The following is a 15982-nucleotide window of genomic DNA, read 5'->3' on the forward strand; positions in this document are numbered from 1 at the left end:
AAGGTAAACATACATTCAAAGACGGACGTTGAGAGATTAAGAAAACGGGAGGTGACTGTCACATGAGTGACAGCGGTATGAAGCAATTATCGGATTCCCTGCTTATACAATCTTACCACAAAGCTATTGAACTCAATCTTTCCGAAGAATTTGTCGAACAGATCAGTAATGAAATCAAAAAAAGAGCCATTCAGAACCAATTGGAAAAAACGATTCCCCGCGTCGGGTAGATAAAATAAACAAGCTTCATCGTAAACATTCGTTTCTCTCTGGAGAATGAATGTTTTTTTGTGTTTTTTTATTTTTATTATTGATGTGTCTCTTCTTATTTATAAGGAAAGACTAAAATAAGTCTACAACATGCTGCTGCTGGTATGCTACAGTTGAATAATGACCGTTTTTTTGATTACAATTGAATGGATACAAGGCTGTCATCATCCCTATACGAACCAAATAGATGAAACATAGCCAAAGGAGGAATTATCCGCATGCTGGTGGCCGTATTACTGCCTTTTATTCTTGCTGTTTTCATTCCATTCTTAAGCAGATGGAAAGAAAAGCTGCACCCGGGCTTTTTTGTAACACTTGTGCCTGTGGTCATTTTTATTTACTTTGTCCGTCATATCGGAACAGGTTTTGAACCTGTCGTCCAGGAATACTCATGGATTCCCTCGCTTGGGATCAACATGGTTTTCCACCTGGATGGCCTGAGTCTGCTGTTTGTTCTTCTTATCAGTGGAATCGGTGCCTTAGTGGCTTTCTACTCGATTTACTATCTACATAAATCTGAGCAGCTGGGCCATTTCTACGTGTATTTTCTTATTTTCATGGGATCGATGCTCGGTGTCGTTCTCTCCGACAACGTATTTGCCCTGTACAGCTTCTGGGAATTTACGTCATTGTCTTCTTTCCTGTTAATCGGTTTTTGGAATTATAAACAGGAATCTCGGTATGGTGCACTTAAATCCATGCTGATCACCGTGTTCGGGGGCTTGAGCCTGCTGGGTGCGTTGATTTACATGAGTGTGTTAACGAATACAACAAGTATCCGAGCAATGATTGATCAGCAGCAGCTGGTTTTAAACAGTGAATACTTCCCGCTGATTTTAAGTCTGCTTCTCTTAGGGGCTTTCACGAAATCCGCACAGTTTCCTTTCCACATCTGGCTCCCTGATGCCATGGAGGCACCGACGCCTGTCAGTGCTTATCTTCACTCAGCAACCATGGTTAAAGCAGGGATTTATTTAGTTGCCAGGTACTCTCCGATGTTATCTTCCAGTGAATGGTTCTTCATTATTGTGTCCACAGCTGGGATTGTTACATTATGCTGGGGATCTTATATGGCTGTCCGTCAGACAGACTTGAAAGGAATTCTCGCCTTTTCCACCATCAGTCAATTGGGAATGATTATGGCGATGCTCGGTTTCGGAACGAAAGCCGCCGTGTTTGGCGCAGTATTCCATATTTTGAACCACGCTACCTTTAAAGGGAGCCTCTTCATGGTTGCCGGAATCATTGACCATGAAACAGGGACAAGGGATATCCGCCGTCTTGGCGGCTTGATGACTTATCTGCCGATCACAGCGACGCTGGCTGTTTTTGCCTCATTCTCTATGGCCGGTGTCCCGCTGCCGTTCCTAAACGGCTTCTATAGTAAAGAAATGTTCTTTGAATCTTCCCTTCACCTGGAAGCATCAGCCGCTGGTTTCTCTGGTTTTATGATGAGTGTGATTCCTTACCTGGCTGTTCTGGGGAGCATTTTCACATTCGTCTATTCCATGTATTTCTTCTTCGGCACCTTCCGAGGACGTGCGAAGATTGATCAGCTTCCGAAAAAACCACACGAGGCTCCAATCGGAATGCTTGTATCTCCGATGATTCTGGTCGCTGGTGTGATCATTATCGGTTTATTCCCGTTCCTTGTGAACGGATCGTTCATCGCCCATGCGGCGGAGGCCGTTAAAGGCACAACCCTTGATGAAAAACATATTACATTCTGGCACGGTATTATCCCGCCGTTTGTCATGTCCTTAACCGTTGTGGTTTTCGGTGCAATTCTGGCCATATCAAGGAAGGTTTGGTCACCGGTGTACAACTTCCTGCCTGGACGTCTGAATCTGAACAAGTTTTATGATGGGCTTGTCGATCGGACGGAGAGGTATTCCGGAGTCATCACCAAAGGCTATATGAACGGATCGCTCGGGCGCTATGTCCGCTTGATTCTTGCAGCCATCTTAATCGTCAGCTTTGCCTTTATGGCTCTGACCGGCGGATTTACCGTGGATACGTCCAACTTATCCAGAATTACCGCACCTGAAATTGCTGTAGCTGTCACTATGGTCTTGGCAGCCATCGGTACAGCCCTGACCAACAACCGGATCGCGGCCATTTTAATTCTGGGAGTCGTTGGATACGGACTTTCCATGCTGTTCGTCCTTTACAGGGCTCCTGACCTGGCCTTGACTCAGCTCATCGTGGAAACCGTAACAGTAGCTCTATTCCTGCTTGTGTTCTATCACCTTCCTAAGCTGAAGAAGAAAGATCAGCCGATGAGCACGCAGGTTCTTAACGTGATTATCTCTGTCGGCTTCGGGGCACTCATGACAATGGTTGCCATCTCCGCCCACAGCAGTAAATGGTTTGATTCCATCGCCGAATACTTCGTTAAGAACTCCTATAAGCTTGGAGGCGGAGATAACATCGTCAACGTCATTCTTGTTGACTTCCGTGGTCTCGATACGTTGTTTGAAATCGTCGTTCTCGGAATCGCCGCCATGGCCATTTACGGATTAATCCGATTAAAGAAACCGAAGGAGGATGAATAACAATGGAATTCATTATGGCTGTATTAGCCGGTATTTTATTCACCACCGGCGTGTATAACCTCCTTCAAAAACAATTGCTGAGAATCATTATTGGAACGGGGCTCATTTCCCATGGAGCCCACTTGTTCATTCTTACAATGGGAGAGCTGAAACGGGGGGCACCCCCGGTTCTGACAGAAGGAATCGAGAAGTACACAGATCCGCTCCCACAGGCTTTGATTTTGACGTCCATTGTTATCAGCTTTGGGGTCACCAGCCTTCTGCTGGTCCTTGCCTATCGTGCCGCTAAAATCAATGGTACGGATAATATGGAGCAACTGAGGGGTAACGACTATGAGTAATTTAGCTATACTGCCGATTCTGCTGCCGCTTTTGGCAGGAATCATAACTGCCTTTATACACAAGAAAACAAAACTGGTCCGCTCCTTTTCCCAGATTACAGCGGTGATCAACCTGATTGTGGTTGGGTACGTCTTTATGACCATCCGCAGTCAGGGGACCATCGTCCTTGAGGTCGGAAGCTGGGAAGCACCGTTCGGAATTGTTCTTGTCGGTGATTTATTAGCAGCCGTCCTCGTTCTGACCACCAATATCATTGGTGTGGCGGCCGTATTTTTCGCTCCTAAGTCTTTAACAGAAAAAGAAGAGTCCTTCTATTTTTACAGCTTTTTCTTCCTGCTGATTGCAGGGGTCAGTGGAGCCTTCCTTACCGGAGACTTATTCAACCTCTTCGTTTTCTTTGAAGTTCTATTGATGGCTTCGTACGGATTGATCGTTCTCGGGAATGGAAAAGCCCAGCTTCGGGAATCGATTAAGTACGTCTTAATCAACCTGTTTTCTTCCATGCTGTTTGTTACAACGATCAGCTTTCTCTACTCTGTTGTGGGAACCGTCAACATGGCGCAGATTGCCCAGCGTGTGCAGGAAGTCGAACAGCAGGGGATCTTAACAACCATTGGCATTCTGCTGTTTTTCGTTTTTGCTACAAAAGCAGCCGTGTTCCCGCTGTACTACTGGCTTCCAAGACCTTATTCAGCACCGAATGCCGTCGTTTCTGCACTCTTTGGAGCGCTGCTGACGAAGGTCGGAATCTACTCTATCCTGCGGACCTTCACACTTATGTTCAATCAGCAGGTGGATATGACGCATACCTTGTTCATCTACCTCGCCGCACTGACAATGATCTTCGGTGTGATCGGCGCTTTATCCACGCACAACGTGAAGCTGATTGTTGCGTATAACATCATTCCAGCTGTCGGGTTCATGCTGATGGGGATCGGGATCTTCTCTGAAGTTTCTCTAAGTGGTACGGTGTATTACCTTATTCATGACATGATTATTAAAGCCGCCCTCTTCATCCTGGCCGGTGCCACGGTATATGTGGCCGGCACATCGGATTTAAGAAAAATGGGAGGCTTGATCCACCACTATCCTTTACTCGGGTGGATGATGTTCCTTGCTTCTCTTGTTCTGGCCGGAATACCTCCGTTCAGCGGATTTATCGGCAAGCTGCAGTTGATCCGGGGAGCTGTTGGGCAGGAAGAAGTTATGATAGTCATTGTGGCGTTGATGTCGAGTCTGTTGATTCTATTCTCGATGATTCGTATTTTCATCAGAGGATTCTGGGGAGACAAGACCGATATCCCTCGGCCGGATCGGAAAGAAAAAGGCAGCCGTATGGTTTACCCGGCTGTATTTCTATTAACGCTTTCCGTGCTGTTAGGCGTTGGCGCTGAATGGTTCTTCCCCGTAGTGGAGTCCATCGCCCAATACTTAATGGATCCGGAAATCTACATTGATTCTGTATTAAAGGAGTAGAAGCCGATGCCATTACAAATTGTACTGAACATCATTATCGCCATCATGTGGATGTTCCTGAGTGAAAGTTACACATTCACCTCTTTTCTTGTCGGCTATATTCTCGGGATTATTCTTCTGTTTCTCTTACGTCGTTTCGTCCCTGATTCCTTTTACATGAAACGGACGTGGAAGTTTGTCCAGCTGATTCTCCTGTTTGTACGGGAGCTGATCCTGTCCAACCTGGATATACTGAAATATGTGTACAAACCGAAGCAGGATATGCAGCCGGGGATTTTCGCCCTTCCCATTGATGTAAAAACGAATTTTGAAATTACGCTGCTTGCCAACCTGATTACATTGACCCCTGGAACGCTGTCTGTTGTAGTCAGTGAGGACCATACAAAGATTTATATTCATGCGATGGATATTCCCGACGTACAGGAAAGCATTAATGATATTAAGAATTCATTTGAAAAACAAATCATGGAGGTGACACGTTAAATGGAGGCTGTTTTAGATACAACACAGACACTGATTGAAACTTCAGCCATCATCGCCATTGTAGCGGTTGCTGCATCTGTCATCCTTCTTCTTTACAGAGCGATTCTCGGTCCGACAAACCCGGACCGGGCCGTTGCTCTGGATACCATCGGAATTAATTTAATGGCCCTCGCAGGGCTGATTGCCGTCCTGCTTGTGACAACCAAATTCAATGACGTCGTGCTGCTGATCGGAATTCTCCTGTTTATCGGAACAGTAGCTCTGGCGAAATTCTTAGAAAAGGGTGTTATTATTGAGCGGGACGTGGATTAACCTCATCTTTGATATTGTCATTTGTCTATTCCTGCTGAGCGGTGCCTTTTTCCTTGTTTCAGGGTCCATTGGGATTCTTCGGTTCCCCGATGTCTATACCCGTCTCCATGCGGCTACAAAGAGTTCTACACTCGGAGTGGCCGGCATAATGATCGGTGCATTCCTCTTTCTCTATGTAGAGAATGGAATCGTCAGCGGGAAACTGCTGCTTGGAATCTTCTTTGTCCTTCTGACCGCCCCTGTATCCGGTCATATGATTTCGAGAGCCGCCTACCGGGCCGGCGTGCCCCTATGGGATAAAAGTGTGCAGGATGATTATGCAGAAGATCTGGAAAAGGAACGAAAAAACCAGGCTCAGGATTCATAAAGAATTAAAAAGCGTAGACAAACGTTTTTATACGTCAAAACCCGTGCGAGTTTCAAACACCGCACGGGTTTTTCTTTATCATGAAGATCTTCCTCATCTCCTTCGTTATGCCTTTTATTTTTAATTGCAGACAAGCACGGAGCCCCTTTTCTCTACATACACATGAGATAGGCAGTTGCCTAATTCATGAGGAGGTGCATCCATGAGCAGTCTGATTGCTTCGATCCTTTATTTTTTCAAAGAGTCCCTCTTTTTCATGTCCTATGTAAAAAACCAGGCCTTCCCCAACCCCCTCTCACCGGAAGAAGAAGCCAAGCAGCTCCAGTTGATGGCCGAGGGCAGTCATGAGGCACGGAACAAACTGATCGAACATAACCTCCGTCTTGTGGCACACATCGTCAAGAAGTTCGAGAATACGAAGGAAGATTTCGAGGACTTGATCTCGATTGGTACGATAGGACTGATCAAGGGGATTGAAAGCTACTCGACTGGAAAAGGAACAAAACTGGCCACTTATGCCGCCCGGTGTATCGAAAATGAAATTTTAATGCACCTCAGATCCACGAAGAAAATGAGCAAGGATGTTTCCCTTCAGGATCCGATCGGACACGACAAGGAAGGGAATGAACTCAACCTCCTCGATATTCTGCAGGCAGATGTCACCGACATCGTTGAGGAAATCCAGCTTCACATGGAGCTTGAAAAGATCAAGGATTTTATTAATGTGCTTGATGATCGGGAAAAAGAGGTGATCATCTTCAGATATGGACTGAATCAAACAGAGGAGAAGACACAGAGGGAGATTGCCAAGGAACTTGGGATATCAAGAAGCTATGTCTCCCGTATTGAAAAAAGGGCATTAATGAAGATTTTTCATGAATTTTATAAGCAGAGTAAGCAGGGAGGCCTTTCATAAAAAAAGCTTCATTGACAATAGTCAATGAAGCTTTTTCGGTATTTATTCCCCGACCGACTGCTGTTTCCACTTTTTCATTTTAAGAATCATGAAAAAGGCAGCCGCTGATGAAGCGGATATAACAGGATACATATATAAATGAGCCCGGGATTCATACACATACAGACTGATTAACGCTCCTGCATAAAGATAAGCGCTTAAAATGATGAGTGTCAAAACAAATCTTTGATAGTCTTTTAATTTCACGGATGAAGCTTCTCTTGATGCCAACTCCTCCACCTCCCGATTTCCATCATCGTATCATAATGGAGGTATCAAAAAAGGTGGAAAAGGCTGTCAATCGGCTTCGATCATCGTCATGATCATCTGTGCTGCATTTTCGGCAGCAACAGGTAGAAACTGATCAAAGGAAATGGAAGACTCTTTTCCCGCTATGTCGGATAACGCACGCAGCACGACAAAGGGTGTGCCGTATTTGTAGCAAACCTGAGCGATGGCTGCCGCTTCCATTTCGGCAGCGATCATTTCAGGAAAGCGGTCTCTGACGAAAGCCACCTTCTCCGGATCCTGCATGAAGGAATCACCGGTCGCAATAATCCCTTTGGCCGCACGGGCATTTGTGCTCCCGACCGCCTTCATCGCTTTTTCCACCAGGACAGTGTCCGCCTCATACATCGCCGGCATACCAGGCACCTGGCCGTAGGCGTACTTGAAAGCTGTTACGTCAACATCGTGATGCGTAACAAAGTCAGATACGACAATATCTCCGACTTCCAGGTCTTCAGCGAAACCACCCGCGGATCCGGTATTGATGACACTTTCAATCTCATACTGCTCATGCAGAATGGTTGTCGAAACAGCTGCGTTTACTTTGCCGATTCCTGATTTAAGGAGAACGACTTTTTTCCCTCGCAGCATGCCTTCGATAAACAAGCTCCCAGCCGTTTCTTTTTCTACCTTATCCGTCATTTCCGCCTGCAGGCGTTCGACTTCCTCATCCATTGCTCCAATAATTCCAATCGCCATCATCCATACGTCCTTTCTATCTTTCCACGACTTTTTCGTTTAGTACTTCCAGTTTCACCGGTTTGTATCCTTCGTTGTCCACCCATTGGACATGCACACGAAGATATCCGGTCTTACTTTTATCAGAAACGGTGGCTACAGCTTTTTGCGGGCCGCCATCGTTTCCAATCCACCAATAAATAATATTGTCCTCAGAAAGGTTCACAGCGCTTCTGACAGCTTCCTGAAGCTCTTTGTAGTCCTGTGTACCCTTAATGTACGAAATGCTGTGACTGCCGTTCGTATCCATCTCTGTCGGAATAACCGGCCAGTCCTTAGTTACGACACTTTCTACGTTAGGGTCGTCGCTTTCTTCTATCTGCAGGCCTTCCTCTTCCTTAATCGGCTCCAGTTCTTCAAATCCTTCCAGGGATACGCTTGTTTTGTCAGGATCGGCTTCTTCCTCAGGTTCTTTTTCAGTTTCTTTCTCTTGTTCCTCCTGGGTGCCATCCTTTGTAGTGTCCACCTGCTGTTCTTCCTCCGGATTCTGAGCTTGTCCGGTCTGATCATCTCCGCTAAATAACATCAAAGAAATCAACAGCACTGCAAATATCCCGGCCGCTCCAGCAAGCCACGGAAGTCGTTTGGTCCATTGACGCTTTTTCTCAAAACGCCCGGTACGGGACTCGGATGTATGCTTATCTGCCATGTTCATTTCCTCCTTTGAATACGCCGTACATTATACAATATCCGGCTGTTATGACCAATCCATCCAAGGTCCTCTCTATTTCCCGGGGAATAACAGCTCCCCTTTGGTCTATAAATATAGATGAAGAAAAAGACAGGGGCATCCCCTGTCTTTCGTTCTATTCCACCGTAATAATTTGAACGTCAATCTCTCCACCTGGTGTGGCTACTTTCACTTTATCACCGACAACGTGCCCGATCAGGCTCTGGGCCATCGGAGAATCGTTGGAGATTTTCCCTTCGAAAGGATCAGCTTCTGCACTGCCGACAATGGTATACGTTTCCTCATCTCCATCAGGAAGTTCCTTGAAGGTTACGGATTTACCCATTGTTACCGTGTCAGGATTCTGATTGTCATTCTCAATAATAACGGCATTGCGGATCATATTTTCCACCTGTGTGATACGCGCTTCAACAAAGGCCTGCTCGTCCTTCGCTGCATCATACTCCGAGTTCTCGGAAAGGTCGCCGAAGCCGCGGGCAATCTTAATCCGTTCCACCACTTCTTTACGGCGCTCTGTTTTCAGGTGATGAAGCTCATCTTCGAGCTTCTGTTTTCCTTCTTCTGTCATATAATAACTTTTTTCTTCTGCCATGGTCCGTCTACACTCCTTTAGTACAAGAAAAAATGAGATGTCCTTAATATAGGAAATGAGCAGTACATCTGTACGCTCATTGTAGAGATTTACTATACTTTACCCGAGGACATAAAGTTTTAGAACTACTATTGAAAACTATGCCAGATTTTTGCCAGTATTTCAACTATTTTCTTCGTCTATCAGTAAACCCTTTTCATAGAGAACCGTCTGGATTTTCGAAGCCATCAGATCAATAGCCACGTGGTTCTGTCCACCTTCTGGAATGATGATGTCCGCATACCTTTTCGTAGGTTCTACAAATTGAAGATGCATCGGGCGGACGACATTAATATACTGCTCAATCACCGAATCCAGGGTGCGTCCCCGCTCATTAATGTCTCTCATCATGCGGCGGATAATCCGGACATCAGCATCTGTGTCGACAAACACTTTAATATCCATCATATCACGGAGGCGTTCATCCTCCAAAACAAGGATCCCTTCAACAATGATGACTTCCTTCGGCTCCACGTGGATCGTCTCATCCGAACGGGTATGCATTTTATAATCATACACCGGCTTTTCAACGGATTTCTGGTCGATCAGCTGTTGGAGATGTTCCATCAACAGGTCATTATCAAAAGCAAGAGGATGATCATAGTTCGTTTCAAGTCTCTCCTCAAAAGGGACATCGCTTTGATCCTTATAATAATAATCCTGTTCGATCATCAATAAAGTTTTATCCGTGAAGCGCTGGATAATGGATCTGGTAACACTCGTTTTCCCAGAACCTGTACCACCTGCTACACCAATGACTACCGGTTTATCGTTCATAGTTACGTGGTTCTCCTTTCATCCCATCCGTGAGTCAGCTGTGACTGCTTTTCTTCTTTGTAATGGCAACGCCGTCCCCGATGGGCACAATCGTTGTATCATAATCCGGGTGTTTGACAAGCCATTCGTTGAACTTACGGATTTTACCCGCTATTTTCGCCATCCGTGGACTGGCTTCCCGGTCATCAGCAACATAGCCTTTAAATAGAACGTTATCCGTAATGATGACCCCGTCATCCTTCAGCATCGGGGCATATAAGTGGAAAAATTCCTCATACTTCCCTTTGGCTGCATCAATGAACAGCACATCATACGGGCCTTCTTCACGTGCTTGGTCCCCTGTTTCCAGCGCATCCCCAAAGATGACAGAAACACGGTCCCCGGCCTCTATGTTTTCTATATTTTTCAAGGCTTCCTTATAGCGCCATTCATCTCTTTCAACGGTCGTAATACGGGCTGCAGGATAGGCCTCCAGCATACACAGGGCTGAATAGCCGATGGCTGTCCCGATTTCCAGAATCCGCTCCGGCTTCTGCATACGGATCAGCTGCATAAGGAAGTTCATTCCCAACGGCTCCATAATCGGTATCTTATGTTCTTCAGCGAACGACTCCATATCTTGAAATGATTTGGAAGGCTTCGAGAGCAACGATTGTAGGTAATTCTCCTGCTCCATCCTGCTTCATCCCTTCACAACAAATTTACATCATTTTTACAACCCCATTATTTTAACACAAATCTCTCTGGTAACGCCATTGTTCTTTAGAGCTGCGTTCGTTTACAGAAACTTCAGAACCCTATCGTTAAAGGGGGGATTACGGATAGCAAGGAAGGATGCTTCTATGTTTTCCTATAAAAGGAACGGGACACTCATGAAAGAATGTCCCGTTCTAAACTGCATTTGCACAGGTAATGCGCAGTCATTTAATTGATGTATTTTTCTTTCAGCTCATTATGCTCTTTCAGCGTATCAGCATAATGAATTTCCCCCTCACTGTCTGCAAGGAAGTACAAATGATTATGCTCTACAGGTTCCACAGCTGCCTGAAGGGAGTTTTGATTGAAGTTGGAAATCGGTCCGACAGGCAGACCCTTCACATGATACGTGTTGTAAGGTGACTCAATCTCCAGATCCTTGTAGTAGACCTTTTCCTGATGCTCGCCTTTCGCATATAGGACCGTAGGATCGGTCTGCAGCATCATATCTTCTTCCAGCCTGTTATAAAAAACACCGGATATTTTCCGGCGGCTCTCTGCGGTCCGTGCTTCATTTTCCAACAGGGAGGCCATGGTCACTAAATCGTGGACATTTTCTATATCATCCAGTTCTTCGATTTGACTATAGTAGGGAGCGACTACTTTCGTTGTCTGGTCCAGCATTTTCCTCACGATTTGATCAATGCTTGGATCCTCGACATACATCGGATAGGTGGCTGCAAATAAGTATCCTTCCAGTGGATAACGGATATCCTCATCAAGGATATCCTCAGTCAGCAGCTGAGGGTAGTCTTCCATCAGCGTTTCTACATAAGAGACATCATTGATTTTGTCCATGAATTCTTCAGCAGTAAAGGAGAATTCTTCTGCGTAAATAGCTGCAATCTGCTCTATATTCTGTCCTTCCGGCACAGTGACAGTAAGAGCGGGATCCTTCACCAGTTTCCCGGATTTCAAAGATTCAATCACCTCATCCAATGTCATGGAGGATGTGAACTGATAGTCTCCAGCTTGAAAACCGGATTCATTTTTGAATTTTGTATAGAAGCGGAAAATCATATCATTTTTGATGATATCGTTCTCTTCAAGGATGGAAGCGATATTGGAAGTAGAGGAACCGAGCGGGATTTCCACATCCACCTGCTTATCATTTCCTGGATCGACAGGTTCGAGTGCGGATTTCACATAAAGGTACCCGGATATTCCTACGATGAGAATCACAAGTGTGAAAACCGTAAGAATGATGGCGACAATTTTTCTCACTTTGCCGGCTTCTTCTATTCTATTTTTCAATTTCTTTTGGTATTGGGATTTAAAGTCAGAATTAGACAACGGACTTCCTCCTTTCATCCGGTACATTATACTATAAGTAGAGAGAATCTTTCTACATATTCCCGGAATTTTCAACAATATTCGAAGAACGCCAGTGACATAGTTCTTCTTCTCAAGGGTATACAAAAACAATCGTCCCCATACAAAAAAGCTGCCGGGAGCTCCCGGCAGCTTTATCGTTTCATGCATTATGTCAGATTTTCATCTGTCAGCGTGTTGAGCATTTCCTCAACCATTTCCCACTCATCATCTGATTCGATCTGATAAAGAGCAAGATCGTCTTCCTCGTTGCCTTTTTCTTCAAAACGGAAAGCAAAGACTTCCACTTCCTCGCCATCCTTTTGTTCAGCTGGAATAACGGCGATATAGGAATGGCCGGTCTTTTCCACATCAAAAGTGAACAAGACTTCAAATAAATGCTCTTCCCCATTTTCATCAGGGATAATAATGCGCTCTTCTTTTTCTAATGCCATACAGACATCCTCCTCATTGTTTTGAATCTAAATAGCTCTGCAAAATCATGACCGCTGCCATTTTATCAATGACTTTCTTTCTTTTTTTCCGGCTCATATCAGCATCAAGCAGCACGCGTTCTGCTGCCATCGTCGTTAACCGCTCATCCCATAGATGGGAAGTGAGCTGAAATTCCTGTTCCAACCAGGAGGCGAAAACCTGGCTGGCTTCTCCGCGCGGGCCGACCGTGCCGTTCATATTTTTTGGAAAGCCGACAACAGCTTCCGTAATCTGATGATCGTCAATGATCTGTTTCAGCTCTTCCCGCGCTGTAGAATAGTCCTGTTCATCCCAGTGAAGTGTTTTAAGGCCCTGGGCTGTCCAGCCTAAGGCATCCGAGATGGCAATGCCTATCGTTTTTTCGCCTACATCCAAACCTATTTTTTTCATTTACTGCCCTCTTTATTCTCATTAATGTAAAATTTGACCAGTTCCTCGATCAGTTCATCACGTTCAATCTTACGGATTAAATTTCTCGCATCCTGATGACGGGGAATGTAAGCAGGATCACCGGAAAGCAGATAGCCGACAATCTGGTTGATCGGATTGTACCCCTTCTCCTGCAGCGCCCCGTAAACAGAAAGCAGTACAGACTGGACATCCTGATCGAAGGGTTCTTCTGAAAAATTAAAACGCATTGTTTTATCCATTGAACTCATTTCGGTCACCTCGCACATAAATGTATTTACTCCATTATATACCTAAATCTCGTTCAGGAAAAACTAAGAGTTTTGACCGGCATACTCTTTGGCGTATTGCAGCGCGTCCGGAATCTTGGAAGCGTCTTTTCCTCCGGCCTGAGCCATATCCGGACGACCGCCTCCTCCGCCGCCGCACAGAGTGGCGGCTTCTTTGATCAATTTGCCGGCATGATAGCCTTCTTCGACCAAATCCTTGGAAACCCCGGCAATCAACTGAACTTTTTCTCCATTTGGAGCAGCCAGTAGAATAATCCCTGAATCGATTTTCTGTTTCAAATCATCCACCATGGTTCTCAATGCGTTCATATCTTTTACATCCACCTGTTTCGCAAGCACATTTACGCCATTCACCTGCTCTACTTCATCGAGAATGCTGGCTGCCTCCATATTGGACAGCTTCGCGCCCAGGGAGTCATTCTCCTTCTGAAGATCCTTCATTTCTTTATGAAGGGTTTCAATGCGTTCCGGCACCTGTTCAGGAGATGTTTTCAATAGAGCTCCGGCCTGCTTCAGGACAGAAGCTTTCTGATTCATATAAAGATACGCATCTTTAGCCGTGACCGCTTCAATCCTGCGTGTCCCTGCCCCGATTCCTGATTCAGATACAATCTTGAACAAGCCGATTTCCGCTGTATTCAGCACGTGACAGCCTCCGCAGAGCTCCAGGCTGTAGTCGCCTACTTGAACGACTCGGACCGTCTCGCCATACTTTTCACCAAAGAGCGCCATCGCTCCTTTGGCTTTAGCTTCCTCAATGGAGTTGATTTCAATGGAAACCGGGATGGACTGCCACACTTTTTCGTTGACGATCGCTTCGATTTTTTCCATTTCCTCATTGGTTACCGCTCCAAAGTGAGAGAAATCAAAACGCAGACGATCTGGAGCGACAAGAGAGCCTGCCTGGTTCACATGCTCACCAAGAACATCTTTCAGGGCCTGATGCAGCAGGTGGGTGGCCGTATGGTTTTTCACAATGAACGAACGGCTTCCCTGGTCGACTTCTGCTGTGACCTGTGCCCCTTTCTCAATCGTTCCTTCCTTCACGAACGCTTCATGCATGTGCTGTCCGTTCGGAGCTTTTTGGACATTCGTCACTTCAAGCACACCGTGATCTGTTTTAATCCAGCCTTTATCGGCCATCTGTCCGCCGCTTTCAGCGTAGAATGGTGTTTCAGACAAGAAAAGATAAACGGTGTCGCCTTCCTCCGCTTTCTCGGCGAAACCTTTGTCTTTAATTAATTCCACCAACGTGGAAGGAACCGTAAGCTGATCATACCCGACAAAAGTACTGTCTACATGGACCTCACCAAGCACACCGTCCTGGACCTGCATGGAATCGGTTTTCTGGCGGGCACTGCGGGCACGTTGCCGCTGTTTCTCCATCTCTTCCTTAAAGCCGGCTTCATCAATGGTAAAGCCTGCTTCAGCTACATACTCTTCTGTCAGTTCTTTCGGGAATCCGTACGTATCATACAGACGGAACACTTCCGTTCCAGGGAAGACAGTGCTTCCTTTTTCCGTTTCCTCTTTCATGATGGTGGAAAGAATCTGAAGACCATCATTCAGTGTTTCGTGGAAACGTTCTTCCTCTGTCTGGATCACGTTCTGAATGAAGGCTTCTTTCTTCTTCACTTCTGGATAGAAATCGACCATGATATTGGAAACTTCAGGTACAAGCTTATACATGAACGGCTTATCAATACCGATCTGTTTAGCAAATCGCACCGCACGACGCAGCAGCCGGCGGAGAACATAGCCGCGCCCTTCGTTTGAAGGCAGAGCCCCATCGCTGACAGCAAACGTGACGGTTCTCATATGGTCCGCGATGACCTTGAAGGAAGAATCTCCTTCGACGCTGCCGCCGTATTTGTGTGAGGTCATTGTCTCTGTCGCTTCGATAATCGGTTTGAACAAGTCTGTTTCAAAGTTCGTCTCTGTTTCCTGGATCACACAGACGATCCGCTCAAGCCCCATCCCTGTATCAATGTTTTTCTTCGGAAGCGGCGTGTAGGTATCATCCGGATTGTGGTTAAACTGGGAGAATACAAGGTTCCAGATTTCCAGGTAACGCTCATTCTCACCGCCTGGATACAATTCAGGATCACCGGCGTCACTGCCGAACGCTTCCCCGCGGTCATAGAAAATTTCCGTGTTGGGTCCACTCGGGCCTTCGCCGATATCCCAGAAGTTTTCTTCAATGCGGATGATACGCTCTTCTGGAAGTCCGATGCTGTCTCTCCAGATTTGGAACGCCTCATCATCTTCGGGGTGAACGGTTACGGACAGCTTCTCAGGATCAAACCCGATCCATTGGTCACTCGTCAGGAATTCCCATGCCCATGCCATCGCTTCTTTCTTGAAATAATCGCCGATGGAAAAATTACCAAGCATTTCGAAAAACGTATGGTGACGGGCGGTAAAGCCGACATTTTCAATATCGTTGGTACGGATGGATTTCTGGGCATTGACAATTCTCGGGTTATCCGGAATCACGCGGCCATCGAAGTATTTTTTCAATGTCGCTACACCACTGTTGATCCATAACAGCGTCGGATCTTCGTGGGGAACGAGTGATGCGCTGGGTTCTACGCTGTGACCTTTTTCTTTGAAAAAGTCCAGAAACATCTGACGCACGTCAGCAGATGTCAAATTTCTCATAATAAAGCTGCCTCCTTAAGTATATATAGAGAGACCGTAACGAACGAAGAAAAATAAAAACTCCCGCCTCTGCCTTCATCGGCAGGGACGGGAGTTTTTCCGCGGTACCACCCTGGTTACAGGTTCTGCACCTGTCAGCTTGGAATGCCTGTAACGCGGCATAACTACGGCGGGGG

19 protein-coding genes are annotated in these 15982 nt (G+C 45.9%); 8 read left to right on the plus strand and 11 right to left on the minus strand.

Annotated features, from left to right (window positions below):
• Window positions 1-62: 62 nt before the first annotated feature.
• From sda to sigK, 8 genes are all read left to right on the plus strand, one after another.
• Window positions 63-230, plus strand: coding sequence for a sporulation histidine kinase inhibitor Sda (gene sda, locus ACXAD6_RS11940; RefSeq protein WP_474969050.1), 168 nt, complete (start codon window positions 63-65; stop codon window positions 228-230).
• A gap of 258 nt (window positions 231-488) precedes the next feature.
• Window positions 489-2825: a Na+/H+ antiporter subunit A gene (locus ACXAD6_RS11945; RefSeq protein WP_474969051.1), complete on the plus strand. Its 2337-nt coding sequence runs from the start codon at window positions 489-491 to the stop codon at window positions 2823-2825.
• 2 nt (window positions 2826-2827) lie between these two features.
• Window positions 2828-3166: a Na(+)/H(+) antiporter subunit C gene (locus tag ACXAD6_RS11950; protein WP_027955324.1), complete on the plus strand. Its 339-nt coding sequence runs from the start codon at window positions 2828-2830 to the stop codon at window positions 3164-3166.
• Complete coding sequence (locus ACXAD6_RS11955) at window positions 3159-4643, plus strand: Na+/H+ antiporter subunit D (protein ID WP_474969052.1); 1485 nt, start codon at window positions 3159-3161, stop codon at window positions 4641-4643. Before ACXAD6_RS11950 ends, ACXAD6_RS11955 begins: the two co-directional genes overlap by 8 nt.
• 6 nt (window positions 4644-4649) lie before the next feature.
• Complete coding sequence (locus tag ACXAD6_RS11960) at window positions 4650-5126, plus strand: Na+/H+ antiporter subunit E (RefSeq protein WP_474969053.1); 477 nt, start codon at window positions 4650-4652, stop codon at window positions 5124-5126.
• A complete protein-coding gene (locus ACXAD6_RS11965) occupies window positions 5127-5438 on the plus strand; it encodes a Na(+)/H(+) antiporter subunit F1 (RefSeq protein WP_474969054.1) in 312 nt (103 codons plus the stop codon).
• A complete protein-coding gene (gene mnhG, locus ACXAD6_RS11970; RefSeq protein ID WP_474969055.1) occupies window positions 5419-5805 on the plus strand; it encodes a monovalent cation/H(+) antiporter subunit G in 387 nt (128 codons plus the stop codon). The genes ACXAD6_RS11965 and mnhG overlap by 20 nt, the downstream gene beginning before the upstream one ends.
• A 202-nt stretch (window positions 5806-6007) precedes the next feature.
• Window positions 6008-6721 (plus strand): RNA polymerase sporulation sigma factor SigK, encoded by a 714-nt coding sequence (sigK, locus tag ACXAD6_RS11975; protein WP_027955319.1) that lies wholly within the window; start codon window positions 6008-6010, stop codon window positions 6719-6721.
• A 42-nt stretch (window positions 6722-6763) separates the two neighbouring features.
• Here the strand turns inward: sigK and ACXAD6_RS11980 are convergent, their stop codons facing one another.
• The 11 genes from ACXAD6_RS11980 to alaS all read right to left on the minus strand — a co-directional run bounded on the left by ACXAD6_RS11980 (window position 6764) and on the right by alaS (window position 15806).
• Window positions 6764-6991 (minus strand): YrhC family protein, encoded by a 228-nt coding sequence (locus ACXAD6_RS11980; RefSeq protein WP_474969056.1) that lies wholly within the window; start codon window positions 6989-6991, stop codon window positions 6764-6766.
• Window positions 6992-7057: 66 nt separating this feature from the next.
• Entirely contained in the window at window positions 7058-7747 is a 690-nt protein-coding gene (mtnN, locus tag ACXAD6_RS11985; RefSeq protein WP_474969057.1) for a 5'-methylthioadenosine/S-adenosylhomocysteine nucleosidase, read from the minus strand.
• 16 nt (window positions 7748-7763) lie between these two features.
• A complete protein-coding gene (locus ACXAD6_RS11990) occupies window positions 7764-8435 on the minus strand; it encodes a YrrS family protein (protein WP_474969058.1) in 672 nt (223 codons plus the stop codon).
• A gap of 157 nt (window positions 8436-8592) precedes the next feature.
• Window positions 8593-9069 carry a transcription elongation factor GreA gene (greA, locus tag ACXAD6_RS11995; protein WP_027955316.1) on the minus strand — a complete coding sequence of 159 codons (477 nt, stop codon included), beginning with the start codon at window positions 9067-9069 and terminating at the stop codon, window positions 8593-8595.
• Window positions 9070-9231: 162 nt separating this feature from the next.
• Window positions 9232-9885 carry a uridine kinase gene (gene udk, locus ACXAD6_RS12000; protein WP_474969059.1) on the minus strand — a complete coding sequence of 218 codons (654 nt, stop codon included), beginning with the start codon at window positions 9883-9885 and terminating at the stop codon, window positions 9232-9234.
• Window positions 9886-9919: 34 nt separating this feature from the next.
• Complete coding sequence (locus ACXAD6_RS12005) at window positions 9920-10561, minus strand: O-methyltransferase (protein ID WP_474969060.1); 642 nt, start codon at window positions 10559-10561, stop codon at window positions 9920-9922.
• Between the two features lie 248 nt (window positions 10562-10809).
• Window positions 10810-11934 (minus strand): endolytic transglycosylase MltG, encoded by a 1125-nt coding sequence (mltG, locus tag ACXAD6_RS12010; protein ID WP_474969061.1) that lies wholly within the window; start codon window positions 11932-11934, stop codon window positions 10810-10812.
• Window positions 11935-12122: 188 nt separating this feature from the next.
• Entirely contained in the window at window positions 12123-12407 is a 285-nt protein-coding gene (locus ACXAD6_RS12015; protein ID WP_474969062.1) for a DUF1292 domain-containing protein, read from the minus strand.
• 13 nt (window positions 12408-12420) lie between these two features.
• A complete protein-coding gene (gene ruvX, locus ACXAD6_RS12020; RefSeq protein ID WP_474969063.1) occupies window positions 12421-12837 on the minus strand; it encodes a Holliday junction resolvase RuvX in 417 nt (138 codons plus the stop codon).
• Window positions 12834-13106: an IreB family regulatory phosphoprotein gene (locus tag ACXAD6_RS12025; RefSeq protein WP_027955310.1), complete on the minus strand. Its 273-nt coding sequence runs from the start codon at window positions 13104-13106 to the stop codon at window positions 12834-12836. Before ACXAD6_RS12025 ends, ruvX begins: the two co-directional genes overlap by 4 nt.
• A 63-nt stretch (window positions 13107-13169) precedes the next feature.
• Window positions 13170-15806: an alanine--tRNA ligase gene (gene alaS / locus ACXAD6_RS12030; protein WP_474969064.1), complete on the minus strand. Its 2637-nt coding sequence runs from the start codon at window positions 15804-15806 to the stop codon at window positions 13170-13172.
• Between the last annotated feature and the right edge of the window lie 176 nt (window positions 15807-15982).

The organism is Halobacillus sp. ABH2_015 (assembly GCF_056158945.1).